Genomic DNA, 24,523 nt, shown 5'->3' on the forward strand with positions numbered 1-24,523 from the left:
AAATGAGAATTATGGGATTAGACGTTGGGTCAAAAACCGTTGGCGTTGCTGTAAGTGATGCTTTAGGGTGGACGGCCCAAGGTATTGAAACCGTAAAAATTGATGAAGCTAACGGCGAGTTCGGCATTGAACGAATAGCCGAGCTAGTGAAGGAGTATGCTATAACAGAATTTGTTGTAGGATACCCGAAAAACATGAATAATACGGTTGGACCGCGTGCTGAGGCTTCTGAAAACTATAAAAAGCTTTTAGAAGAAACATTTTCACTACCGGTCAAGCTTTGGGATGAGCGTTTAACTACGATGGCTGCTGAGCGTATGCTAATCGAAGCAGACGTGAGTCGCAAAAAACGTAAGCAAGTCATTGATAAAATGGCTGCTGTGATGATTTTACAAGGCTACTTGGATAGCAAAAATTAATTGATGAGGTGACACCACATGGCACAAGAGCATAACCATGAAGAAGAATTACATGTACAACACATTACAGTGATTGACGAGAACGGAAATGAACAGCTTTGTGAAGTAATTCACGTACATGAATCAGCTGAATTTGGCAAATCATACGTATTTTACTCTATGGTAGGCGCAGAAGAAGATGAAGATGGCTCTGTAGAAATCTTCGTATCTTCATTCGTTCCATCTGAAAATGGTGAAGATGGTGAGTTAACACCAATCGAAACTGAAGCAGAGTGGGATATGGTAGAAGACGTATTAAACGCTTTAGAGGATGAAAACGAGGAATAATCGTAATCTTTAAAAGTGTGGAACAAGGATTGCAACAAGCACTCCTTGTTCCTTTTTTACTTTTGAAAGAATAAAGCTGGCTCATTACTAAAAGTTGTGGATGACATTTTTATATATGCCCTGTATATTGTTGACTGGAGTGGAGGCTGGGCGACTCCTTGGGGATCAGCAAATAGAGGAACGAAGGCTAAAACCATCACGTCCTGTGATAACGCCTTCGTGACCAACATCGTGTTGGCCCAAGCGGCTCAACGGACGCGCCCAGCTGGAACGGAAATCAACCACACGTTATGGTGATGTGCCATAAAGCTGTTAAGGAGGAGATTAAATGAACGAAGAAACGCAAGAATTTCTTATAGTTGGTGAGAATGGTAAGGAGCAAAAGTGTCGTGTTGTCTTCACTTTCGATGCGGATGAAAAATCATATGTATTGTTTTCGTTAATCGACGAAGAGGGTAATGAAATTCCTGGAGACATTTCTGCTATGACATTTGATTATGATGATAACAATGGAGAAATGACAAATCTACTGCCAGTTGAAACAGATGCAGAATGGGAAATGATTAATGAGGTAGTCCTGACACTTCTAGACGAATTTGAAGAAGAGCCGCAACTATTTACAATAACAGATGAAGATGGGGCAGATCAGGTATGTGAGGTTATTCATACATTTTCATCAGAACAATTTGGCAAATCCTATGTACTTTATGTTCTAGCAACGGACGAGCCAATTGAAGAGCGAGATATTTTTGCTTCACAATATGTATCTGGAAATGACGGAACGATTGATGAATTATTACCGATTGAAACAGATGAAGAATGGGCTTTTGTTGAAGATGTATTAAATGAATTATAATTAGAACTCTGAGTGGTAAAATGCTACTCAGAGTTTTTTTTATTAAGTGGCTTGTAGAGTATTAATAGAATATTTCTATCTCATATGTAAAAATATTCTATATTAAAATGGAATTTATGCATTTTAGAGCTAATTTAGTAAATTTTATAGATAAAACGGAATTTTCTGCTTATTATTTTATCTGAATTTTCGAATATTTGTAGATAAAATGAGATATCGAGCATTGACCAATCATAAGTAAACAGATAAGATTTGTTTTAAATTAAACCAAGTAAGTTAATTTGAAAAGGGGGAAATTAAATGAGGACAATATGGGGCCTACTATTTAGTGTATTAATAATAGGTTTGTTGGCAGGTTGCACAAACAGAGGAGAAGCGAGCAAAGATGAAACAGTAACGTTAAAGGTGGGGGCAGCCAATGTGCCACATGCGGAAGTACTAGAGTATTTAGCAAAGGATCTTGAAAAAGATGGTGTGAAATTAGACATTACTATTTTAAAAGATGCTGTTCAAACAAATCAGCAAACGGCAGATGGTGAACTAGATTTTAACTATTTTCAACACATTCCCTTTTTAGAGCAAACGAATAAAGAAAGTCATTTAGATTTAGTGAGTGTAAAAGGAATTCATATTGAACCATTTGGTGTGTACTCTAAAAAAATTAAAAATATTAATGATTTACCGCAAAACGCAAAGGTTTCCGTCCCGAATGATGTCGTCAATTTTTCTCGAGCTTTACTACTATTTAAAAATAATGGACTAATTGAATTAAATAAAGCAAAGGAAAATGACTATACAGTTGAGGATATTACAAAAAACGAAAAAAATATTCAATTTATCGGTGTTGATTCTCAGTTATTGACTCGTTCATTAGATGATGTAGACGCATCAGCTATTAATACGAACTACGCCTTAGAAGGGGGTTACAACCCTATGAAGGATGCTCTTATTATAGAAGGTCCTGAATCGCCATATGTCAATATTATTGCGACGACAAAAGAAAAACAGAATGATCCCGCGATTCAAAAAGTCGTTAAATGGCTGACAAGCGAAAAGGCGCGAAACTTTTTTGAAGATCAGTATAAAGGTGCTGTCGTTCCAGCATTTTAGCTTAAAGTCGAGAGTAGTCAAAATGAAATGCTAAGGAGGTAAACGTGAAATGATTGAATTTATCGAAATGACAAAGGAATTTCAGGTAGGAACAACCGTTGTAACGGCATTGAATAACATTAATTTAACGATTCAGAAGGGTGATATTTTTGGCGTTATAGGCTTTAGCGGTGCTGGCAAAAGTACATTAATACGGACAGTGAATTTATTGGAGGAACCGACGTCTGGTCGCGTTCTTGTGAATGGTAAAGAGCTGACAACATTAAGTAAAAAGCAGCTTCGCGAGGAAATGAAAAACATTGGTATGATTTTTCAACATTTCAATCTTCTCCGTTCAAAAACTGTCTTCGAAAATGTTGCGATGCCTTTAGTATTAAGTGGCGTTAAAAAATCAAACATTGAAGGTCAAGTAAGGGAGGTTTTGTCGTTTGTCGGTTTACAGGACAAAGCCGAGCGTTATATCGATGAGCTGTCAGGTGGACAAAAGCAGAGAGTGGGCATTGCTCGTGCACTTGTCACAAAGCCAACAATTCTATTATGTGATGAGGCAACCTCAGCTCTTGACCCGCAAACGACTAAATCTATATTGGAGCTACTAAAGCGAGTCAATATCGAGTATGGCATTACCATTTTAATGATTACGCATGAAATGGAAGTCATAAGGGATATTTGCAATCGTGTAGCTGTTATGGAAAACGGAAGAGTTATTGAAACGGGCAATGTACTTGAAATTTTTTCTGCACCGCAAGAGGAGACGACTAAAAACTTTGTACAATCGGTAGTTCGAGATGACATTCCACAATCTGTCTACGAGCAATTAAAAACGAAAGATCATTCTAAAAAGATTTACAACCTTAAATTTATAGGTGTAGATGTTGGGCAACCAGTCGTCTCTCAAGTAGCGAAAAAATTTGATGTTGATGTCAATGTACTGTTTGGCAATATTACAGAGCTACAAGGGATTCCCTTTGGTAATTTAATCGTTGAGCTAGTTGGCACAGACAAAGAAATAGACAAGGCGCATCAATTTATTCAAACGAAAGATATTCAAATAGAGGAGGTTATTGCAGATGAAGGTGAGCTCGCAAATCATTATCGACGCAGTGCTAGATACGCTGTACATGGTTAGTATTTCGCTATTTTTTGGAGCTATTTTGGGCTTTATTTTAGGTATAACTTTAGTTGTGACGAGAAAAGGGCATATTCTTGAAAATAAAATAATCTTCTCAATCATCAATCCCATCGTTAACACCCTGCGCTCTATTCCGTTCATTATTTTGCTTGTTGCTATCATTCCATTTACACGCTTGCTCGTTGGAACAGCAATAGGTACAACAGCTGCTATTGTACCGCTTGTCTTGCATATAGGGCCATATATATCGAGATTAATAGAAAATTCATTATTGGAAGTGGATGAAGGCATTATTGAAGCGGCGAAGGCAATGGGTGCCTCTCCACTTCAAATTATCCAAAAGTTTTTGCTACCTGAAGCCTTCCCCTCTTTAATATTAAGTGTCACGACTGCAACAATAGGGCTTATTGGAGCGACTGCAATGGCAGGGGCAGTTGGAGGCGGTGGCCTTGGTGATGTAGCCATTACTTACGGCTATCAACGCTTTGACAATGTAACGATTTTAGTAACGGTGGTGATTTTAGTAGTACTAGTACAAATCATTCAAAGTATTGGAAATAGTCTAGAACGGAAATTACGCAGAGTGTCATAAAGGAGAATTTTAATATGAGGAAATTAAATAATATATTAGGATTAATTGCATTATTGTTCCTACTAGTTGCTTGTGCAAAAGCAGATGAAAAAGATACTGTGAAGGTTGGTATCCGTAGCTCAGAATTGAAAACATGGGAGTATATAAAAGAACAGGCTGCTAAGGAAGATATTCGCCTCGACTTAGTGACATTCTCAGCGCAATATGACCCGAACCAAGCATTGTCGGAGGGGGAGGTTGATATCAATGCGTTTCAGCATGTCGCTTACTTAAATTTATTTAATACGAATAACAAAACAGATTTAGAGGCAATTGGCACAACGATTATGGCTCCGATAGGCCTATATTCTAATAAATATAAATCATTGGATGATATTAAAGAGGGAGCGAAAATTGCTGTACCAAACGATCCTTCTAACTGGGGTAGAGCTTTAATGCTGCTACAAGAATATGGCTTGTTGACGGTTACGGATAATTTTGATGGTAATGGTGGAGAGGATCGAATTAAAGATAATCCAAAGAAATTAAACATTTTACCGGTTGATGGTGCGACGACACCTAGGGTTATGGAGGATGCAGATTTTGCGGTCATTAATAATGGGGTTGCTGTCGAGGCTGGCCTACTATTGAAAGATGCCATTATTCATGAGAATGAAACGGCTAAGCCATTTATTAATGTCATCGTGGCAAGATCTGAAGATAAGGACAATGAGACATTGGAAAAAATTGTTGCCATCTATCAGCGTGAAGAAACTACTAATTTCATTAAAGATGTTTCTAATGGCAATTATATTCCTGTAAAAATGCCATTAGATGAATTAGCTACATGGAAAGAGTTTTATCTTCATTAACTTACAATATATTGGCCTAAAACTTCCTGAAATCTGTGTGAAAGCAAAGCGATCGCGAATTTGATTCATATGAAAAGAAGGAGATGACGAGAAGATGACTAAGAAAAAGGAGTTAAAGCTTGCATTATATTTAATTGGGGCAGGAATGCATGCTGCAGCCTGGAAACATCCGTCTGCAAAAGTAAATGCAAGCATCGATATTAATGCATTGCAAAAGGCGGCTCAAATTGCTGAAAAAGGCAAGTTCGATATTGCCTTTGTTGCGGATAGTTTAGCGATCAATCATGAATCACATCCACATATTTTAAATCGCTTTGATCCTCTTATTCAGATTACAGCTTTGGCAGCTGCGACAACAAAAATTGGGCTTGGGGCAACTGCATCAACCACATATTGTGAGCCATATGTGTTAGCAAGGCAGCTAATGTCCGTAGATCATATTAGTAATGGTAGAGTCGGATGGAATCTAGTGACAACAGCAGATGCAACAGGGCAGACGGCCTTAAACTTCAGCCGTGACAGACATTGGGAGCACGATCATCGTTACGAACGGGCAGAGGAATTTATTGATGTAGTTCAGTCATTATGGGATTCATGGGAGGACGATGCTTTTGTCTACGACCGTGATAATAATATTTTTTATGATCGCAATAAAGTACATGAGACCGCTTTTAAAGGCAAATATTTGTCAGTGAAAGGTCCGTTGAATATTGCACGTTCCGTTCAGGGTCAGCCTGTTATTGTGCAGGCTGGTGCTTCAAAACCAGGTCAAAAATTAGCAGCACGAACAGCGGAGGTCGTTTTTGTTCATTGGGATGATATTGAGAAGTCCAAGGAGCATTATCGCCACTTAAAGGCACAGCTTGCTCCATTTGGGCGCACCGACGAGGAGTTACTTGTGTTTCAGGGGATATCGCCAATTGTGGGTGATACGGAGGAAGAGGCCATCCGTAAGTATAATGAATTACAGTCGTTGATTGACCCATATGAGAGTTTGAAATTTGTTTCGGGTTATATGGGAAATGTTGATTTCTCAAAGTACTCGTTAGATACTCCTGCAATCGAAGTGGATTTTCCAGAGGTCAATAGTATTCAAAGTCATTTCTACGAGCATTTAGAGATTATTAAAAAAGAAAATTTAAAAGTCGGTGATTTATATGCACGCCTTTTTGGTCCTGCCAAGCGCGATGCCTTTGTTGGCACAGCAACACAAATTGCTGATGAGATGGAGCGGTGGATTACAGAAGAGGCGGCAGATGGCTTTATGTTACAGTTTCCGTTATTGCCACGCGATTTAGAGGATTTTGTGAACAAAGTTGTGCCAATTTTACAAGAGCGTGGTATTTATCGTAAAGAGTATACAGGCTCAACACTAAGAGAACATTTAGGGCTGAAAAAACCACAAAATAGATTTACTAAAAGCAAGGTGACTCATTGATGAGTAATGTTTTTATTCGGAACGAACGTGAGCAGCAGCTAGTTCAGTATGCTCTTGAATTGGCACAACAAATTGACAAGACAGCTGGTAAATATGATGAGAGTGGAGAATTTTCGTTTGAGCATTTTAACTTCTTTCAGCGGGCGTCAAAACACCCGCTGAAAGAAGTTAAAGCCTCCGGCGGATGTCGCGGAATCGGAAAGGAGTTCTTAAAGGATGTTAACCTAAAATCATCGCATCCATGCGATAACGGTTAACTGACCTGCATCCAGCAGGCCTAAGCACAAAGCCGATTCCGGACGCAATTATGACTTGGCATAATTGATAATCTTAAAGGATGCTGGCTATTTTAAATTAACGGTGCCGAAAAAATACGGCGGCGAGGAAATTTCTCTTTATGAAATGTTATTAGTACAGGAACAATTAGCTAAAGGTGATGGTTCTACTGCATTGTCTGTTGGGTGGCACTTATTAACTTTTTTGAACGTTCGTGAGGCGGATACATGGCCTGAGCCTATATTTGCGGAATTGTGCCATAAAGCAGTTAAAGAAGGTTCTCTCTTAAATATTATAAATAGCGAGCGAGGGAAGGGGAATATCTCTCGTGGAAGTTTACCGGGAACAATTGCGAAAAAAGTGCCTGGAGGCTATATCATTACAGGCGAAAAGGCTTTTGCTTCCTTAGCCCCAATATTAAAACAATTTACGATTATCGCTTTTATAGAAGAAGAAAATTTAACAGCTGAATTTTTAATAACCAAAAATGATCAGGTAAAGGTTATTCATACATGGGATGCGATGGGAATGCGTGCAACAGGTAGTCATGATATTATTTTCCATGACACATTTGTTCCAGAGGAGGCATTGCTATACAAACACCGTCCAAAGGAAGTAAATCGTTTTTTAGCGGATGGACGCGTCTATTCGTTAGAAATTCCAGCTGTTTACTTAGGAGTTGCTGGTGCAGCTAGGGATTATGCAATAGATTTTGCTAAAAATACCTATTCATATAGCTTAGAAAATACTATCGCACACGCAAGTCATGTCCAACAAAAAATTGGTGAAATAGAAGTGCTTTAAACGGCACGTCGAACATTGTATAGTATCGCAGCGCAAGTTAAACAAAATCCTGCGATTAAGGACCAACTTTCTGAAGATGTTAGTATTGCAAAGTATGTTATTTGTAACAATGCGATTGACATCGTAAAAAAAAGCAATGCAAGTTGTTGGGGACGAAGTCTGTCTAAAACTAGTAAATTACAACGACTATTTCGAGACGTTCAATGTAGCCGTTTTAATCCTCCGGCTGATGCTGTAGTTATTGCACAGCTTGCAAAAGGTTTACTTGTCGATGTCAAACAAGAAGCTTTTCAATTATAGATATCACTTTATTTTGAGATAATTAGAGAATATTATTAAATCTGCTAACAAACTAGTTGGCAGATTTTTGTTTTTCATATGGAAGGAGTTCCTCTGATTAATAATTAAACCTATCCCCGTATAATCTAACTGGATTTCTCTGATATTATATGGAAGACAAAGAACAGTTTTGATGAAATTTTATTGAACTGAAAATCAACTTTGATTTATTATATTCTTTCTTTTGTCCAAGCCATAATTGATATGATCTATTTTTACTGAATTATCTATTTCTGTTTGTCGTGAAAGTTGATTTCTAGTATGATAATGGAGTGATAGGGGGGAAACCCGTGAATAACGGTTCGAAAAAACAAGAAATGTTTTCAAAAATGCAAGAAAGAAAATCCGAGGTAAAAATTGTGAGAAAAATCGTTGCTATTGTAGCAATTGCTTTTGTTCTAATATCAGGGATTGTCGGTTTACTTGGTTATAATTATGTGAAGAGTGCCTTAGAACCAATGGATCCAGATGCGACTAAAACAATAGCAGTTGAAGTGCCAATAGGCTCAAATTTAAGCTCTATTTCAACTCTACTAGAGAAAAAAGGAGTTATTAAAGATGCTCGTGTTTTTAAATACTATGCTAAATTTAAAAATGAATCCCAGTTCCAAGCAGGAAACTATGATTTAACACAAGCAATGACATTCGATGAGCTAATCGAAAGTTTAAAAACCGGGAAGGTCTACCGTAAGCCTGTCTTTACAATGACAATTCCTGAAGGTTTAACACTTGAACAAATTGGTAACATTGTGGAAAAGAAAACGCCGTACACTCAAAAAGAATTTATGGACTTAGTAACAAGTGATGCGTTTGTGCAACAAATGAAGGCTAAATATCCTGAGCTTGTAACGGATGCGGTTTTAGCCGAGAATATTCGACATGATTTAGAGGGTTATTTATTCCCTGCAACTTATTCTTATTTTGAAGAGAAGCCATCATTAGAATCGATCGTAGACGAAATGGTAAGAGCAATGGACAAGGTTGTGAAAAATTACAACGATGTTTTAACTGAAAAGAAAATGTCAGTACATCAATTATTAACATTCGCTTCATTACTGGAAAGAGAGGCTACTGCTCAAACAGATCGAGAAACAATTGCGAGCGTATTCTATAATCGTATCGATCAAGGCATGCCACTACAAACAGACCCAACTGTTTTATATGCACTTGGTTCCCATAAAGATCGTGTATTATATGAAGATTTAGAAGTAGATAATGCCTATAATACTTACAAAAATAAAGGCTTACCACCAGGTCCTATTGCGGGTGCTGGAAAAACTTCAATTGAAGCAGTGCTTAATCCAAGTAAAACGGACTACCTCTTCTTCTTAGCGGATAAAAAAGGTGTCAATCACTTCTCGAAAACATACGATGAACATTTACAGAAAGTAGATAAATATATAAAAAAAGCAGAGTAAGTACTTTAAATAGAAAAAATTAAATAGCAATAATGTGGGTAGAAGGAAAGAAAAATAGCTTTCCTTCTATTTTCGTGCTATTATAAATTGTGATTTTTAATCGATCCGCATGGAAAAAATTCAATCTGTCCGTTAATGCGGAATAATATACGTGGTGGCAATTGTTGAGCTTATAAAACAATTGCTCATTTTTGTATGACGAAGTACCAAGACATCACGTTTGGTCTTTTTCTTTTTGTTGCTAAATGATGAAGTACAGACAACGAGTATTGCTCGTTGCCTATTAACTTCTTTCAGCAGATCTCTTTTGTAGCGAAAGCGAAGCGTCAGCTACAGTAGTCTCACACCTCTATAGGTGGAGAGATGAATGCGATTTCAAGTCACTTTTCAGCTGTGTACAAACATCCGCTGAAAGAAGTTAAAGCCTCCGGCGGATGTCACGGAAATCGGTAAGGAGTTCTTAAAGGATGTTAGCCTAAAACCATCGCATCCATGCGATAACGGCTAACTGACCTGCATCCAGCAGGCCTAAGCACAAAGCCGATTCCAGACACAATTATGCCGAGGCATAATTGATATGAGGGTGAACTAAAAAATGGAATTATCAGATGCATATATACAATCATTTATTCAACCACGTAATGAATTGCTTTTAGAAATGGAAGCATTTGCGGAGGAGAATCATGTACCGATTATGCAACTTTCAGGCATTGATGCACTAAATCAACTGCTACGTATTCAAAATCCGTCGAAAATTTTAGAGATTGGTACAGCAATTGGTTATTCTGCAATAAGGATGGCAGAGGCTTTACCAAATGTGCAGATTGTTACAATCGAGCGTGATATAGAGCGTGTTACTCGAGCAAAAGCTTATATTGAGCGTTCCACGGTATCAGATCGTATTACGGTCATTGAAGGTGACGCCTTAGAGGTGAACGATGAAGCAATTCAAACGACCTTCGATGCGGTTTTTATCGATGCTGCAAAGGGACAATATCAACGCTTTTTTGAAAAGTACGCGCCTCTTGTAAAATCTGGAGGAGTTCTGTATATCGATAATATGTATATGCATGGCTTATCAGATTTGGATTTAAAAGATGTACCGCGTCGTAAGCGTACAATGATTCGCAATTTAAAAAACTTCACCGAATGGATTATGCAGCATCCTGATTACACAAGTGCATTTTTACCAGTTGGTGATGGTTTATTATTATGTTTGAAGAGGTGACTATTATGAAAAAACCTGAATTGCTTGTTACACCACAATCAGTGGACCATGTAAAAGCACTTTTACAGGCTGGAGCAGATGCTTTTGTCATTGGTGAACAACAATTTGGTCTACGCCTAGCTGGAGAATTTTCTGTTAGTGAAGTGGAAGAAGCTACAAAGCTAATTCATGCAGCGGGTAAAAAGGTTTATGTTGCGGTAAATGCGTTATTCCATAATGAAAAATTGGATGCGCTTGCCGAATATTTAAAAGAAATGCAACGTATTGGTGTTGACCGTTTAATTTATGGTGATCCAGCAGTATTAATCATCCGTCGTGAGCAAGGTGTAACAATACCGCTACACTGGAATCCAGAAACGACTGCAACGAACTGGTTTACTGCAAATTATTGGGGGAAACGCGGAGCAACTCGAGCAGTGCTTTCACGTGAACTTTCTTTAGATGAAGTGCTAGAAATTAAAGAAAATACAGAAGTAGAGATTGAGGTTCAAGTACATGGAATGACATGTATGTTCCAATCAAAACGTCCATTACTAGGCCATTATTTCTTATATCAAGATAAAGTAATGGAAATTGAAAATCGTAAGGAAAACCGCAATATGTTCATTCATGATGATGAACGTAATAATAAATATCCGATTTATGAGGACGCTAACGGTACTCATATTTTCAGTCCAAACGATATGTGCATTATTGATGAGCTTGGCGAATTATTCGAAGGTGGCATTGATGCATTGAAAATTGAGGGTGTTCTTCAAGCGCCAGAATATGTGGTCACAGTAACAGAAGCTTATCGTCAAGCAATTGACACATATTTTGACGAATCAGAAGATGCTTACGAAGATATTAAAGATGATTTATTAGTTAAAATTGAAGAAATTCAGCCTACCATCAGACCTCTTGATACTGGCTTTATCTTCAAGGAAACAGTTTACTAGGAGGTGGCAAGAACATGGCATTAGTATTAGAGCAAAATGACAAAATCCGTGAGATTGTAGACGGTAAACGTGTCATTACAAAAAAACCAGAGCTACTTGCCCCTGCAGGTAGTTTAGAAAAATTAAAAGTAGCAGTTCATTATGGAGCGGATGCTGTATTTATCGGTGGACGAGAGTTCGGTCTACGTTCAAACGCAGATAACTTCTCAATTGAAGAAATGCGCGAAGGTGTTGAATTCGCCAATAAATACGGTGCAAAAATATATGTTACGACAAATATTTTCGCACACAATGAAAATATGGACGGCTTAGAGCAATATTTACAAGATATTGAATCTGCAGGTGTTACAGGCATTATAGTAGCGGACCCATTAATCATTGAAACATGCCGTACAGCTGCACCAAAGCTTGAAATTCACCTTTCTACACAGCAATCTTTATCGAACTGGAAGGCAGTACAGTACTGGAAAGAAGAAGGCTTACATCGTGTAGTATTAGCACGTGAAGTTGGCGGCGAAGAAATGAAGCTGATGAAAGAAAAAGTCGATATTGAAATTGAGGCTTTCGTTCATGGAGCAATGTGTATCGCCTATTCTGGTCGCTGTGTACTTTCAAATCATATGACTGCTCGTGACTCTAACCGTGGTGGTTGCTGTCAATCTTGTCGTTGGGACTATGATTTATATGAGCTAGAAGATGGCGAAGAAAAGGCACTTTTCGATGATAACCACGCACCTTTTGCTATGAGTCCGAAAGACTTAAAGCTGATTGAAGCAATTCCACATATGATTGAGCTTGGTATTGATTCATTAAAAGTAGAAGGTCGTATGAAATCAATTCACTATGTTGCTACAGTTGTTTCAGTGTACCGCAAAGTGATTGACGCTTATTGTGCTGACCCTGAAAATTTCAAAATTAAACGTGAATGGCTTGAAGAACTAGACAAATGTGCTAACCGAGATACTGCTGAAGCATTCTTCCATGATGCCCCTGGCCAGGAGGAGCAAATGTTTGGTGTTCATGGACGTAAAACAACTTATGAGTTTGCTGGTTTAATTTTGGAGCATGACACTGAAACAAAAATTGTTACAATGCAACAACGTAACTATTTTAAACCTGGTGATGAGGTAGAGTTCTTTGGACCAGAAATCGAAAATTTCCGTTTTACAATGGGTGAGATTTGGGACGAGGATGGCAATAGCTTAGATGCGGCACGTCATCCACTACAAATTGTTAAATTTAAATGCGATACACCATTAAAACCACATAACATGATGCGAAAGGAGAATAAATAATGGCAGCAAAGCGTCCAGTCGTCATCGGAATCGCTGGTGGCTCATGCTCGGGAAAGACGAGTGTGACCCGTGCTATTTATGATGTTTTCCGCGATCATTCAGTAGTTGTAATTGAACAAGATTTTTATTATAAAGATCAAAGTCATTTAACGTTTGAGGAGCGTTTAGGTACAAACTATGACCATCCGTTAGCGTTTGATAATGATTTGTTAATTGAACACCTAAAAAAATTATTGGTCCGTCAACCAATCGAAAAGCCAGTATATGATTATGTGCAGCATACAAGAGCTCAAGAAGTTATTCATGTAGAGCCTGTAGATGTTATTATACTAGAAGGTATTTTAGTGTTAGAAGATGCAGATTTACGTGATTTAATGGACATTAAATTATTTGTAGATACGGACTCAGATTTACGTATTATTCGTCGTATAATGCGTGATATAAAAGAGCGTGGACGTACAACCGATTCTGTAATCGACCAATATTTATCGGCAGTGCGTCCAATGCATAATTTATTTATTGAACCGACGAAACGTTATGCTGATATTATTATTCCTGAAGGTGGGGATAATGAGGTTGCGATTGATTTAATGGTAACTAAGATTAAAACTATCCTTGAAACCGACAACGTATTGTAATAAGATAGAGTTGTATTGACAATATTTACATGCAAATCTGTACATATTTCAGAAAGGCATGCATACTATTAGGTCAAAGAGTAATTTGAAACCGTTTAAAAATAATAAAATTCGATTAAGTGAATCCTACTAGGCACTTAATCGAGTTTTATGTTTTTATATTGACGAAAACAAGGAGTGAAGAACTTTGGCAAACGAAAAACAATACCCAATGACAGCTGAAGGTAAAAGAAAATTAGAAGAAGAATTAGTGAAATTAGAAACAGAAACACGTAAGGAAATCGTAGAACGTATTAAAATCGCTCGTGATTTCGGGGATCTTTCTGAAAATGCTGAGTATGATTCTGCAAAAGAAGAACAAGCCTTTTTAGAAGGTCGAATTTCTACATTAAAATCAATGATTCGTAACGCAGTTATTATTTCTGAGGATGAAACAGACAACAGTGTAGTATCACTAGGGAAAACGGTTACATTTGTAGAAGTTATTAATGGGAAACCATCAACAGATGAGGAATCGTATACAATTGTTGGTTCGGCTGAGGCAGATCCAATGGAGTTCCGTATTTCGAATGAATCACCAATTGCTAAAGGCTTGCTTGGTCGTGCTGAAGGCGAAGAGGTTGTCGTACAAACACCTGGTGGTGAAATGAAAGTTAAAATTATTTCAATAAAATAATTTTAGTACAAGCAGTTAGCTTATCTTTTTAAAGGAGAGCTAGCTGCTTTTTTTTCATCCGCAAATGTTTTTTTGTAGCGACAGAAACAAAAGGGTTTATCTGTGCGAAAGCGAAGCGACAACAGCAACTATGCCAAGGAAAAAATGATTCTTGAATCTGCATTATATGTAAATTTTCACATAAATGATGAAAATATGGTTCGTCACCGAAAGTTGTGGATGACATTTGCTAAAACATATACTATGTAAATAGGTTGATTGGAGTGGAGGCTGGACGCCACTAGGAAGCTTTGCTCTGCGCGAAAGCGAAGCGTCAGAGATAAAGCGCGCAGTCGGAACGGAAATCAACCACACGTTTTGGTGATGATCCATAAATCGTTGGAAAATACGTCGAGATGTCTATATTTTTCTCTACGAAAAAATATATGAGCACAATTATTTTGCAAGTACTGTTGAACTTGATAGAATATTGGCTAGAGAGGGGGAGACTTCATGAGTGAACGAAAAACTCGAAGCAGTCGTCATTTGCAGCCATCTCGTAATAAAAAGCTAGATAAACTATTGAATGTTTTAATTGGTATTGTCGTGATATTAATTATTATAACAGCAACATTTGTGTTTAAATGGCAGGATGATGCAGGAAAGGCTGAGAAAGACGAGCCAAAACAGGAGCAGAAGAACGATAAAGAAGATGTGAAGGAAGAGCCTTCTAAAGAGCAAAATAATGATGTATCAGCTAAAGAGGAAAAACCAGCAAAGGAAGAGCCTACAGAAGAATCACAAACATCTGAACAGGACGCTACTACTGAAACTACTTCAGACAACCCAATTGTTGACAAGGTCATAACAAATGAAAACTGGCAACCTACACCTACAACACAAACAGGTCAGCATGTGTCTTCTTACGATGATAAATCAGTAGACTGGGCTGAAAAGGTAGCAACAGTTTCGGCCGTTACAGGCATCGGAAAGGACAATATGATTGTTTGGCGTATGGGGAATAACGGTAGCGCTAATTCAGCTATTGCAACAGTTTCAACAAATGATAAGACAAAAATGTATCGCGTTAGTATGGAATGGGTCGACAACGAAGGCTGGACAACAGTAAAACTTGAGCAACTAAATACATTAGATGGCGCCTATTGACGAAAATAAAACGTTTGTTTATTTTTAATAGAGTTGATTAAAGAAGGGAAGTAACAGAGAGATGAAAATTGCAGTAATCGGCGCAATGGAAGAGGAAGTAGAGCTTTTAAGAGCATCATTAGATAATGCAGAAAGTTCAACAATCGCAGGCAGTGAGTATACAACAGGAACTTATAAAGGGAAAGAGGTAGTTTTATTAAAGAGCGGTATTGGTAAAGTAAATGCTGCAATGTCAACTACTATTCTATTACATGAATTTAAGCCTGATGTAGTCATTAATACGGGCTCTGCAGGCGGCTATGATGAAACTCTTGAAGTAGGTGCAGTCGTTATTTCGGATGAAGTTCGTCATCATGATGTAGATGTTACGATTTTCGGTTATGAAATGGGTCAGATGGCAGGTATGCCAGCAGCTTATAAATCAGATGAAAAACTTATGAAAGTGGCTGAAGAGGCAGTAGAGGCTGTTGGAGAGCACCAATATGGTATTGGTTTAATTTGCTCAGGTGATGCCTTTATGAATGATCCTGTTCGTGTAGAAGATGTCCGACGCCATTTCCCACAAATGAAGGCAGTGGAGATGGAAGCAGCAGCTGTTGCACAAGTGTGTTATCAATTTGGTACGCCGTTTGTTGTTATTCGTGCTTTATCAGATATTGCTGGAAAAGAATCGAATATTAGCTTCGATGAGTTTTTACCAGTAGCTGCAAAGCATTCCACACAAATCGTACTTAAAGCTATAGAATCGTTATAAATATTCCAGTGGGGTTTTCTTCATCCCCACTGATTTTTCGTATTCACAAATCTGCGAGATAAACTACACAAAATAGTCAAAATGAGTGGCTTTTAGTGTGAGAAAAATCACAGTTTGAAAGTCTCGCTAATGCTAAACTGTTGTTAAATAAATCTCTTCATATTTAGATGGGAGGCATTCATAATGCTATTTTTAACAGTGGGTGTAGTCATTATAACAATGTTACTCGGTACACTTATTTCGGTAGAACTATCAGAATCAGCAGAATTTCATTAAGAGAAAAAGCTCTCTTGCGACATTCAATCGCAAGAGAGCTTTTTTATTGCTTCATAGTTACGCGACGCGAACTTACTAAGGATTGGCTCATTACTAAAAGTTAGGGATGATGTTTGGTAAAACGTATGCTTAGTATATAAGTGATAGGAGTGAGGTGTGGCGACTCCTTGGAGATAGCATCACAGATAAGACTCTGGAGCGAGCAGGCAGGGGAACGAAGGCTAAAAACATCACGTCCTGTGATATCGCCCACGTGACCAACCTCCCGCTGCTGCTGCTGCGTTAGCACTACGCTTTCGCGCAAGAAAAATTTGTTGTCCTAATCGGCTCATCAGACACCCTCAGGAAAGCGCCCGTTAAAGAACATAAATCAACCCCACGTTATGACGAGCCTAATACTTTTGTAACAAAAAATACAAGATTAATTGCAGAATAATGTAATGGAAATATTGAAATTATATAATTATCAATTTACAATATATTACTCAATTATTTTTTGATCTCGTTTATATAATTGATAGAGTTTAATAAGTGCTCGCTTTTCAATGCGAGATACATAGCTACGAGAAATATTTAAACGTGCAGCGATTTCCTTTTGTGTAAGTGCATCTTGCTGGTTTAAACCATAGCGGAGTGTAACGATTTCGAGTTCACGTTCGTCAAGCATATGCAGATAATGATATAGTTGTGCAACATGCTCTTTATGTTCAATTTTTTCTGTTGCACTTTCTTCATCGCATTGTAAGAGATCTCGGATTTGTAGGGCATTACCATCTTTATCTGTACCGATTGGCTCAAATAAGGAAACATCTTTTTGCACTTTTTTCTGTGTACGAAGATGCATTAAAATTTCATTTTCGATACAACGGGCAGCATAAGTGGCAAGGCGTGTTTTTTTGTCAGGAGTATAACTTTCTACAGCTTTCATAAGACCAATAGTACCGATGGAAATATAATCATCAAGTTGTTCATGCTTTGGGTGGAATTTTTTCACAACGTGTGCGACGAGTCTCATATTGCGTTCAATTAGATCAAGACGCGCTTGCTCATCACCGCCTAAAAATCGTTCAATACAAGCAGCTTCCTCTTCTTTTGAAAAGGGTTTATGGAATGTTTGCCCCTTTAAATAGCCAAGTAACGCTGGGATCTCAAGCCATAACTGCAACATAGATGTAAAAATTCCGCTCATTGAATGATTTCATCCTTTCCCCATTTTTCGACAGTATATGTTATAAAACTGTGTTAAATGAAAAAAAGTGCAACAGCAAATGCGCTGTTACACTTTTTTTAACGTGATTGTACTAATCATGAGTAATGCTAGTATTGGGAATAGGAAAAGGTAAAATGCCGGGTGGAACGTATTAGATGCAAAATACGTTAAAGTTAAGATCGTACCTGCAGCTGTAATTGGTAACCCTGTAAAATAACCGTTTGCATCAGAAATATTGAAGCGAGCTAATCTCATCGCACCGCAAATGATGTATAGTACTGTCATTGTCATTCCAACGAAACCAAAGTCGACTAAGACAACTTTATACATTAATAATGCAGGCGCTACACCAAATGATATAATATCACTCATAGAATCTAATTGTTTACCTAGATCAGACACTTGTCCGAGTGCTCTAGCTACCTTTCCATCATAACGATCAAGAAGGGCTGCAATAAAGATAAACAAGACACTGTAGCTATAGTATTCGTGTAGTGTAGCCATTATGGCCGCGCCGCCGAAGGACATATTACTGATTGTGATAAAGTTTGCTGCTTGCGATTTCATTTTCTTAACCGTGGTATCCACCAACTTGTGATAAAAAAACAAGGGGGATCACTCCTTTGCACTTAAGATATTGTACCATTATACTTCGAATGCGAAAAAATTGACAGTCTAAATTAATCGATAGGGGTTTTGTTTTATGAAAGAAAAACTATATCAACGCTTGATTGAATTAACAAATGGTAAGCAATCCTCCCATCTTTTGCAATCTATTGCAAAAGCAAAGTGGAGTAAACGTATGATTCCTAGTTATATGAAGGTATACGACATTAATCTTGAAGAGGTTTCAAAAAAACAACAACAATTTTCAAGTTTACATGACTTTTTTACAAGAGAGCTTTTAGAAGATGCGCGTCCAATTGAACAAAATCCCACTACTTATGTAAGTCCAGTGGATGCAAAAGTGGAATCATTTGGACGTATCGAATGGGATATGACATTTCATGTAAAGGGTAAGCCTTATGCTTTACATGATTTACTTGGCAATGCAGAACGTGCTACACAATATGCAGATGGACATTTTATCGTGTTTTACTTAAGTCCTGCAGATTATCACCGTATTCATAGCCCGATTGATGGGGAAGTGCTTAGACAATATACACTTGGTCAAAAATCTTTTCCTGTTAACCAGCTCGGTCTTACATACGGTAAAAAACCTATTTCACACAATTATCGTTCAGTAACGGAGCTGAAAGTGGCGAATAATCAGCAGATAGCGTTTATTAAAGTTGGTGCTACCTTTGTAAACTCTATCATGCTCACTAATACAACAACACAGTGGCATAAGGGTGAAGAAGTCGGATATTTTTCATTCGGCTCAACAGTAGTTATGCTGTTTGAAAAGGATGCAATAGAATTTACGGAAAATGTTGTACAAGGAAGCCCAATTCGAATGGGTGAAGCCTTCGCAAATATGCTATAATGGTCGAATAATACATTTAGATTAGGGGTCGCTATTTTGTATAATTTTTTATTACCAGATGAATTTGTCACGAGTATTTATGAAATTACACCGGAAAAGCTTCAAGACTTAGGCATTAAAGGGATTATTACGGATTTAGATAATACGCTTGTGGAATGGGACCGCGCAGATGCAACGGAAGAGCTTATTATTTGGCTACGCATTATGAAAGAATCAGGCATTCGTGTTATTATTGCGTCGAATAACAAAGAAGCACGTGTTAAGCAATTTGCTGAGCCATTAGGTATTCCTTATATTCATAAGGCGAGAAAGCCACTTCGTAATGCCTTTTATAGTGCAATTGTTCAATTAGGGCTACGACCACAGGAAGTAGTAATGGTAGGAGACCAACTACTAACAGATGTAATGGGCGCTAATCGCTTAGGCTTGCATACGGTACTAGTAAAACCAGTTGCACAATCAGATGGTCTCGTAACAAAATTCAACCGATTTATTGAACGTCGTGTGTTCAATAATTTAAAACGAAAAGGAATCAGTACTTGGGAGGAAAAAGAATGAACGAAATGCCAAATTGTATTGGCTGTGGTACAACAATTCAAACAGAAGATAAAACAGCAGTTGGGTATGCACCCCCATCATCATTAGAAAAAGACGTGGTCATTTGCCAACGTTGCTTCCGTTTGAAAAATTATAATGAAATTCAACCAGTGTCATTAACAGATGACGACTTTTTACGCATATTAAACGGTCTTGGAACACAGCAAGGCTTAATCGTAAAAATTGTTGATATATTTGACTTCAATGGGAGCTGGCTACCAGGACTTCACCGCTTCGTAGGTAATAATCCAGTGTTATTAATCGCGAATAAAGCCGATTTATTACCGAAATCTGTGAAACCGAAAAAAGTGATTAATTGGCTAAAACGTGAAGCAAAGGCTCTTGGTCTACAACCTGTCGATGTACTTTTAGTGAGTGCCCATAAAGGTAACGGGATGGCCGAAGCTATGGAAGCCATTGATGAGTACCGTAATGGACAAAATGTGTACGTTGTAGGTTGTACAAATGTTGGGAAATCCACGTTCATTAATCGCATTATCAAGCAGGCTACTGGTGAAGGTGAGATTATTACAACTTCTCATTTCCCAGGTACCACTTTAGATATGATTGAAATTCCATTAGATGATGGTAGTGCATTATATGATACTCCAGGAATTATTAATCATCATCAGATGGCACACCATATTGACTCTAGCGAATTAAAATATATTATGCCTAAAAAAGAAATAAAGCCAAAAGTGTATCAACAAAATGCTGGACAAACATTATTTATCGGCGCCCTTGCCCGCTTTGACTTTATTCAAGGAGATCGTTCAGCATTTACGGTTCACGTGGCAAATGACTTACCAATACACCGAACAAAGCTGGAGAAGGCAGATGCATTGTATGCAGAGCATAAGGGTGAATTGTTGGCGCCTCCAACTGCTGAATTTATAGAACAGCTACCGCCATTAGTGCGTCATGAGTTCTCTATCAAAGAAGCGAAAACAGATGTTGTATTCTCTGGTCTTGGATGGATTACTGTGCAGCATGCCAATGTAGTTGTAGCGGCTTATGCGCCAAAGGGTGTGCAAGTTTCAATTCGCCCATCACTTATTTAGGATGTACAAGTAGAGAAGAGGGACTAGGAAATGAAGAAATGGTTTGCAGTTATGGGTGATCCGATTAAGCATTCAAAATCCCCAACGATGCATAATGCTTGGTTCGAGGAAATGTCGATAGATGCGACGTATATTCCAGTGCATGTATCTTCTGAAAATTTGGAGTCAGCGGTTGCTGGCTTGAAAACATTAGGTGCTAGTGGCTGGAATATTACAATCCCACATAAAACAGCGATCATTCCTTATTTAGACGAGCTAGATGAGTTGGCCCAAAAAATGGGAGCTGTCAATACGGTTGTCCGAACAAAAGAAGGTAGATTAAAGGGATACAATACAGACGGTGTTGGTTTTGTACGCTCGTTAGAAGAGGCAGTCGGTAAGTCACATCAAGACAAGTCAGTTCTTCTTATTGGTGCGGGCGGTGCTGCTCGTGGTATTGCTTTTGCAATGCAGCAGCAAGGTTATACGAATTTAACAATTGCAAACCGCACAGTGGCAAATGCCCAAGCAATTGTCGATGAAATGGGTATAGGTAATGCTATTTCTTTAGCAGAGGCTGAGGAAACATTAGCTGATTTCGGCATTTTAGTGCAAATGACATCGGCTGGACTTGCTACGGGCAATTTTTCAATGCCATTTTCACTAGAACGACTTGCAAAAGGCGCAATTGTGGCCGATATTGTGTATAATCCATTAATGACGCCTTTTTTAAAAGCGGCTGAGGAAAAAGGAGCAACCGTCGTTACGGGTCTTGGAATGTTCGTTCACCAAGGGGCAATTGCTTTTGAGCATTGGATTGGTGAATACCCAAATACAAATTCAATGATTGCGCAATTAAAGGCGCAATTAGGAGGAAATTAATTTTTATGTTAACAGGTAAACAAAAACGTTTTTTACGTGCAGAAGCACACCATTTATCACCGATTTTCCAAGTAGGAAAAGGCGGCGTTAATGACGAAATGACAAAGCAAATCCGTGAAGCATTAGAAGTACGAGAGTTGATTAAGGTACGTATTTTAGATAACTGTGAGGAGGACAAGCATGAAGTTGCAGAAGCACTTGCTAAAGGTACTCATGCAGAGCTTGTACAATTAATTGGACTGACAGTTGTTTTATATAAAGAGTCACGCAATCATAAAAAGATTGTATTACCAAAAGCAACGAAATAAGGTGAGACGATGAAAAAGGTCGGTTTACTGGGAGGTACATTTAATCCACCACATAATGGACATTTAATGATGGCTAATGAAGTAATGCATGCATTAGATCTCAATGAAGTTCGCTTTATGCCCAATGCGTTGCCACCACATAAGTTCGCGCGTCATGATGCTAGCGATGAGGAACGCCTTGAAATGGTAAAGCGTGCAATAAGTCCATATCCGTATTTTTCTATGGAGTCGTATGAGGTGGAGAAGGGTGGCGTATCCTATTCATATAAAACACTTTCTGCGATGTGTATAAGAGAGCCTAATGTGAAGTTTTACTTCATCATTGGAGGCGACATGATTGATTCGCTTCATACATGGTACTGTATTGATGAATTAGTGAAGCTTGTGCAATTTGTAGGAGTAAAGCGTCCAGGAACAGAGGCCACTACAGAGTATCCTATAGTAATGGTGGAGGCTCCCCAAATCGATTTATCGTCCACACTGATTCGTGAACGACTTGCCAATGGAGGAACGGTTACTTTTTTACTACCTGAAGAGGTAGAGACGTTCATACGAGAGGAAGGTCTATATGGAACGCGAACAGTACTTGGCAGCGATTAAGCCACGCATGCCTGAGAAGCGCTATATTCATACCATTGGTGTAATGGAAACAGCCATTGAGCTAGCAACATTATATGGTGAGGATGAAAAAAAGGCTGAGATAGCTGCCATCCTTCACGATATTGCAAAATATGCAGATATCGAATGGATGGAGAAAATCGTCCGTGACGAAAAATTAGATGCTCGCCTTATTGGCTGGGGTAGTGAATTACTGCATGGTCCAGTTGGTGCATATATTGCAGAAAGCGAATTTGGCATTATAGATGAGGATATGTTAAATGCTATTCGTTTTCATACTACAGGACGCGTGGGCATGAGCCGTCTAGAAAAAATAATTTTTGTTGCAGATATGATTGAACCTAATCGTAAATTTGATGGTGTTGATCGTCTGCGAAAAAAAGCAATGAAAAATTTGGATAAAGCGATGAGTGCTTGTGTGCGCCATACATTGGCATTTTTAATTGACACAAAACAACCAATTTATCCATTATCAATAGAATGTTATAACGATATGATAAAAAGAGAGGACAGTGAAGGATGACTTCAACTTTATTACAATCAGCTTACAAAGCAATTGACGACAAACATGGTGAGGATATTGTCGTTTTAAATATGCAAGGCATTTCACTTTTAGCGGATTACTTTATTATTGCTCATGGTAATTCTGATCGCCAAGTGCAAGCAATCGCACGTGAATTACAAGAGATAGCAGAAAAAGAGGGCTATGAAATTCGCCGTGTAGAAGGCTTTGATGCAGCACGCTGGGTACTTGTTGATCTTGGAGATGTAGTAGCGCATGTATTCCATAAAGATGAACGCGCTTATTATAACCTAGAGCGTCTATGGGGCGATGCACCGCAACTAGACATGCCAGAGGCTTAAGTGTGAGTAGTTACGAACGTTTTGCTCAAGTGTATGATGAGCTGCAAACCGATATCCCTTACAATCTTTATGTGGAATGGGTTTTGCAGCATGCACCGAGCAGTCAATTCCCAAATCTTTTAGATATCGGCTGTGGTACAGGTGTACTTGGTCTGCTGTTTGCGAAGGCGGGTTACAAGGTGAGTGGAATTGACTTATCTGAAAATATGCTCTCAATTGCCGCAGAGCGCTTTGCTGATGCAGGATTACATGTACCCCTCTATTGTCTGTCGATGGATGAATTAGAGGGCTTTGAGGCGCTTGACGTTGTAACGATTGCTATTGATTCGCTGAATTATGTAATTGAAGAAAAAGCAGTTTATTCAACATTAGAACGAATTTATAGTGCTTTACGAGATGGAGGCCAGCTGTTTTTTGACGTACATTCATTATTTAAAATGAATGATATATTTTTAGACGGACCTTTTACGTATGACGATGGTGATATTAGCTATGTATGGCATACGGAACCTGGCGATTTCGAACATTCAGTTATCCACCAAATGACGTTTTATGTGCGTGATGCTGAGAGTGGTCTGTATGAACGCTTTGACGAGGAACATAACCAACGCACATTCTCGATTGAGCAATATATGGCATGGCTTCAGGAAATTGGCTTTAAACATGTAGAAATAACAGCAGATTTTACAGATGAATGCCCTGAATATGAAAGTGAACGCATTTTTATCCGTGCGGTGAAATAGTAAAACAGCTTGCTGGTTAACTAACCAGTGAGCGTTTTTACTTTTCATTGTTTCAAGCGGAATTTAAAGATCTTCTAGAAGACGAAAACCTTAATAAAGTATTGCTTAAAAAGAGCCACTTTGCACAAATATGCACTGTGGTTCTTTTCCTATTGTAACGGTAGAAATAAAAGTGATTAAGTTGATTGGAGTGGAGACTGGGCGACTCCTTGGGGATCAGCGACAGTGGAACGAAAGCTAAAATCATCACGTCCTGTGATAA

General features: G+C 38.3%; 30 protein-coding genes. 28 read left to right on the forward strand and 2 right to left on the reverse strand.

The features are described 5' to 3' along the window. Positions 1-2: 2 nt before the first annotated feature. The 19 genes from ruvX (at position 3) to mtnN (ending at position 16,237) form a co-directional block, all read left to right on the forward strand. Positions 3-419: a Holliday junction resolvase RuvX gene (ruvX, locus tag ACZ11_RS17080; protein ID WP_049667727.1), complete on the forward strand. Its 417-nt coding sequence runs from the start codon at positions 3-5 to the stop codon at positions 417-419. An 18-nt stretch (positions 420-437) separates the two neighbouring features. Continuing rightward, on the forward strand, positions 438-746 hold the full coding sequence (locus tag ACZ11_RS17085; protein ID WP_049667728.1) for a DUF1292 domain-containing protein: 309 nt from the start codon (positions 438-440) through the stop codon (positions 744-746). A gap of 328 nt (positions 747-1,074) precedes the next feature. Continuing rightward, positions 1,075-1,602: a DUF1292 domain-containing protein gene (locus tag ACZ11_RS17090; RefSeq protein WP_049667729.1), complete on the forward strand. Its 528-nt coding sequence runs from the start codon at positions 1,075-1,077 to the stop codon at positions 1,600-1,602. A gap of 300 nt (positions 1,603-1,902) precedes the next feature. Then, on the forward strand, positions 1,903-2,712 hold the full coding sequence (locus ACZ11_RS17095) for a MetQ/NlpA family ABC transporter substrate-binding protein (protein WP_049667730.1): 810 nt from the start codon (positions 1,903-1,905) through the stop codon (positions 2,710-2,712). Between the two features lie 49 nt (positions 2,713-2,761). Beyond that, a complete protein-coding gene (locus ACZ11_RS17100; RefSeq protein WP_049667731.1) occupies positions 2,762-3,841 on the forward strand; it encodes a methionine ABC transporter ATP-binding protein in 1,080 nt (359 codons plus the stop codon). Beyond that, positions 3,783-4,436: a methionine ABC transporter permease gene (locus ACZ11_RS17105; protein ID WP_049667732.1), complete on the forward strand. Its 654-nt coding sequence runs from the start codon at positions 3,783-3,785 to the stop codon at positions 4,434-4,436. The genes ACZ11_RS17100 and ACZ11_RS17105 overlap by 59 nt, the downstream gene beginning before the upstream one ends. Before the next feature lie 14 nt (positions 4,437-4,450). Then, positions 4,451-5,287 (forward strand): MetQ/NlpA family ABC transporter substrate-binding protein, encoded by an 837-nt coding sequence (locus tag ACZ11_RS17110; RefSeq protein WP_049667733.1) that lies wholly within the window; start codon positions 4,451-4,453, stop codon positions 5,285-5,287. A gap of 94 nt (positions 5,288-5,381) precedes the next feature. Then, on the forward strand, positions 5,382-6,725 hold the full coding sequence (locus ACZ11_RS17115; RefSeq protein ID WP_049667734.1) for an LLM class flavin-dependent oxidoreductase: 1,344 nt from the start codon (positions 5,382-5,384) through the stop codon (positions 6,723-6,725). Continuing rightward, entirely contained in the window at positions 6,725-6,982 is a 258-nt protein-coding gene (locus ACZ11_RS17120; RefSeq protein ID WP_049667735.1) for a hypothetical protein, read from the forward strand. Before ACZ11_RS17115 ends, ACZ11_RS17120 begins: the two co-directional genes overlap by 1 nt. Positions 6,983-7,046: 64 nt before the next feature. Then, the gene (locus ACZ11_RS17125) at positions 7,047-7,805 is read left to right on the forward strand and encodes an acyl-CoA dehydrogenase family protein (protein WP_082172832.1); all 759 of its coding nucleotides are present in this window, start codon (positions 7,047-7,049) and stop codon (positions 7,803-7,805) included. A 15-nt stretch (positions 7,806-7,820) separates the two neighbouring features. Next, positions 7,821-8,105 (forward strand): acyl-CoA/acyl-ACP dehydrogenase, encoded by a 285-nt coding sequence (locus ACZ11_RS27085; RefSeq protein WP_053093231.1) that lies wholly within the window; start codon positions 7,821-7,823, stop codon positions 8,103-8,105. A 329-nt stretch (positions 8,106-8,434) separates the two neighbouring features. Then, the gene (gene mltG / locus ACZ11_RS17130) at positions 8,435-9,562 is read left to right on the forward strand and encodes an endolytic transglycosylase MltG (protein ID WP_049667736.1); all 1,128 of its coding nucleotides are present in this window, start codon (positions 8,435-8,437) and stop codon (positions 9,560-9,562) included. Between the two features lie 595 nt (positions 9,563-10,157). Further along, positions 10,158-10,790 carry an O-methyltransferase gene (locus tag ACZ11_RS17135; RefSeq protein ID WP_049667737.1) on the forward strand — a complete coding sequence of 211 codons (633 nt, stop codon included), beginning with the start codon at positions 10,158-10,160 and terminating at the stop codon, positions 10,788-10,790. Between the two features lie 5 nt (positions 10,791-10,795). Then, positions 10,796-11,728: a peptidase U32 family protein gene (locus ACZ11_RS17140; protein WP_049667738.1), complete on the forward strand. Its 933-nt coding sequence runs from the start codon at positions 10,796-10,798 to the stop codon at positions 11,726-11,728. 14 nt (positions 11,729-11,742) lie between these two features. Further along, positions 11,743-13,023, forward strand: a complete 1,281-nt coding sequence (locus ACZ11_RS17145) for a peptidase U32 family protein (RefSeq protein WP_049667739.1) — start codon at positions 11,743-11,745, stop codon at positions 13,021-13,023. Continuing rightward, on the forward strand, positions 13,023-13,661 hold the full coding sequence (gene udk / locus ACZ11_RS17150; RefSeq protein ID WP_049667740.1) for a uridine kinase: 639 nt from the start codon (positions 13,023-13,025) through the stop codon (positions 13,659-13,661). Before ACZ11_RS17145 ends, udk begins: the two co-directional genes overlap by 1 nt. A gap of 187 nt (positions 13,662-13,848) precedes the next feature. Continuing rightward, on the forward strand, positions 13,849-14,337 hold the full coding sequence (gene greA, locus ACZ11_RS17155) for a transcription elongation factor GreA (RefSeq protein ID WP_049667741.1): 489 nt from the start codon (positions 13,849-13,851) through the stop codon (positions 14,335-14,337). Positions 14,338-14,829: 492 nt separating this feature from the next. Beyond that, positions 14,830-15,483, forward strand: coding sequence for a YrrS family protein (locus ACZ11_RS17160; protein WP_049667742.1), 654 nt, complete (start codon positions 14,830-14,832; stop codon positions 15,481-15,483). Positions 15,484-15,544: 61 nt separating this feature from the next. Next, positions 15,545-16,237, forward strand: a complete 693-nt coding sequence (gene mtnN / locus ACZ11_RS17165; protein WP_049667743.1) for a 5'-methylthioadenosine/S-adenosylhomocysteine nucleosidase — start codon at positions 15,545-15,547, stop codon at positions 16,235-16,237. A 757-nt stretch (positions 16,238-16,994) separates the two neighbouring features. Here mtnN and sigK read toward each other — a convergent pair. Then, positions 16,995-17,702: an RNA polymerase sporulation sigma factor SigK gene (gene sigK, locus ACZ11_RS17175; RefSeq protein WP_049667745.1), complete on the reverse strand. Its 708-nt coding sequence runs from the start codon at positions 17,700-17,702 to the stop codon at positions 16,995-16,997. 87 nt (positions 17,703-17,789) lie between these two features. Then, a complete protein-coding gene (pssA, locus tag ACZ11_RS17180; RefSeq protein ID WP_049667787.1) occupies positions 17,790-18,290 on the reverse strand; it encodes a CDP-diacylglycerol--serine O-phosphatidyltransferase in 501 nt (166 codons plus the stop codon). Between the two features lie 136 nt (positions 18,291-18,426). On the opposite strand from pssA, the gene ACZ11_RS17185 reads away from it, so the two are divergent. Genes ACZ11_RS17185 through ACZ11_RS17225 form a run of 9 tightly spaced genes read left to right on the forward strand, consistent with a single transcriptional unit; the run spans position 18,427 to position 24,261 of the window. After that, the gene (locus ACZ11_RS17185) at positions 18,427-19,209 is read left to right on the forward strand and encodes a phosphatidylserine decarboxylase (RefSeq protein ID WP_049667746.1); all 783 of its coding nucleotides are present in this window, start codon (positions 18,427-18,429) and stop codon (positions 19,207-19,209) included. A 36-nt stretch (positions 19,210-19,245) separates the two neighbouring features. Further along, positions 19,246-19,767 carry a YqeG family HAD IIIA-type phosphatase gene (locus ACZ11_RS17190; protein ID WP_049667747.1) on the forward strand — a complete coding sequence of 174 codons (522 nt, stop codon included), beginning with the start codon at positions 19,246-19,248 and terminating at the stop codon, positions 19,765-19,767. Further along, positions 19,764-20,867 carry a ribosome biogenesis GTPase YqeH gene (gene yqeH / locus ACZ11_RS17195; RefSeq protein WP_049667748.1) on the forward strand — a complete coding sequence of 368 codons (1,104 nt, stop codon included), beginning with the start codon at positions 19,764-19,766 and terminating at the stop codon, positions 20,865-20,867. The genes ACZ11_RS17190 and yqeH overlap by 4 nt, the downstream gene beginning before the upstream one ends. Positions 20,868-20,897: 30 nt before the next feature. Beyond that, positions 20,898-21,728, forward strand: coding sequence for a shikimate dehydrogenase (gene aroE, locus ACZ11_RS17200; protein ID WP_049667749.1), 831 nt, complete (start codon positions 20,898-20,900; stop codon positions 21,726-21,728). 5 nt (positions 21,729-21,733) lie between these two features. After that, the gene (yhbY, locus tag ACZ11_RS17205; protein ID WP_049667750.1) at positions 21,734-22,036 is read left to right on the forward strand and encodes a ribosome assembly RNA-binding protein YhbY; all 303 of its coding nucleotides are present in this window, start codon (positions 21,734-21,736) and stop codon (positions 22,034-22,036) included. Between the two features lie 9 nt (positions 22,037-22,045). After that, positions 22,046-22,636 (forward strand): nicotinate-nucleotide adenylyltransferase, encoded by a 591-nt coding sequence (locus tag ACZ11_RS17210; protein WP_049667751.1) that lies wholly within the window; start codon positions 22,046-22,048, stop codon positions 22,634-22,636. Next, positions 22,605-23,177, forward strand: coding sequence for a bis(5'-nucleosyl)-tetraphosphatase (symmetrical) YqeK (yqeK, locus tag ACZ11_RS17215; RefSeq protein WP_049667752.1), 573 nt, complete (start codon positions 22,605-22,607; stop codon positions 23,175-23,177). Before ACZ11_RS17210 ends, yqeK begins: the two co-directional genes overlap by 32 nt. Further along, positions 23,174-23,518 (forward strand): ribosome silencing factor, encoded by a 345-nt coding sequence (rsfS, locus tag ACZ11_RS17220; protein WP_049667753.1) that lies wholly within the window; start codon positions 23,174-23,176, stop codon positions 23,516-23,518. The genes yqeK and rsfS overlap by 4 nt, the downstream gene beginning before the upstream one ends. Then, positions 23,479-24,261: a class I SAM-dependent DNA methyltransferase gene (locus tag ACZ11_RS17225; RefSeq protein ID WP_049667754.1), complete on the forward strand. Its 783-nt coding sequence runs from the start codon at positions 23,479-23,481 to the stop codon at positions 24,259-24,261. The genes rsfS and ACZ11_RS17225 overlap by 40 nt, the downstream gene beginning before the upstream one ends. Positions 24,262-24,523: the final 262 nt, after the last annotated feature.

The organism is Lysinibacillus xylanilyticus, assembly GCF_001183605.1.
GTDB classification, from domain to species: domain Bacteria; phylum Bacillota; class Bacilli; order Bacillales_A; family Planococcaceae; genus Lysinibacillus; species Lysinibacillus xylanilyticus.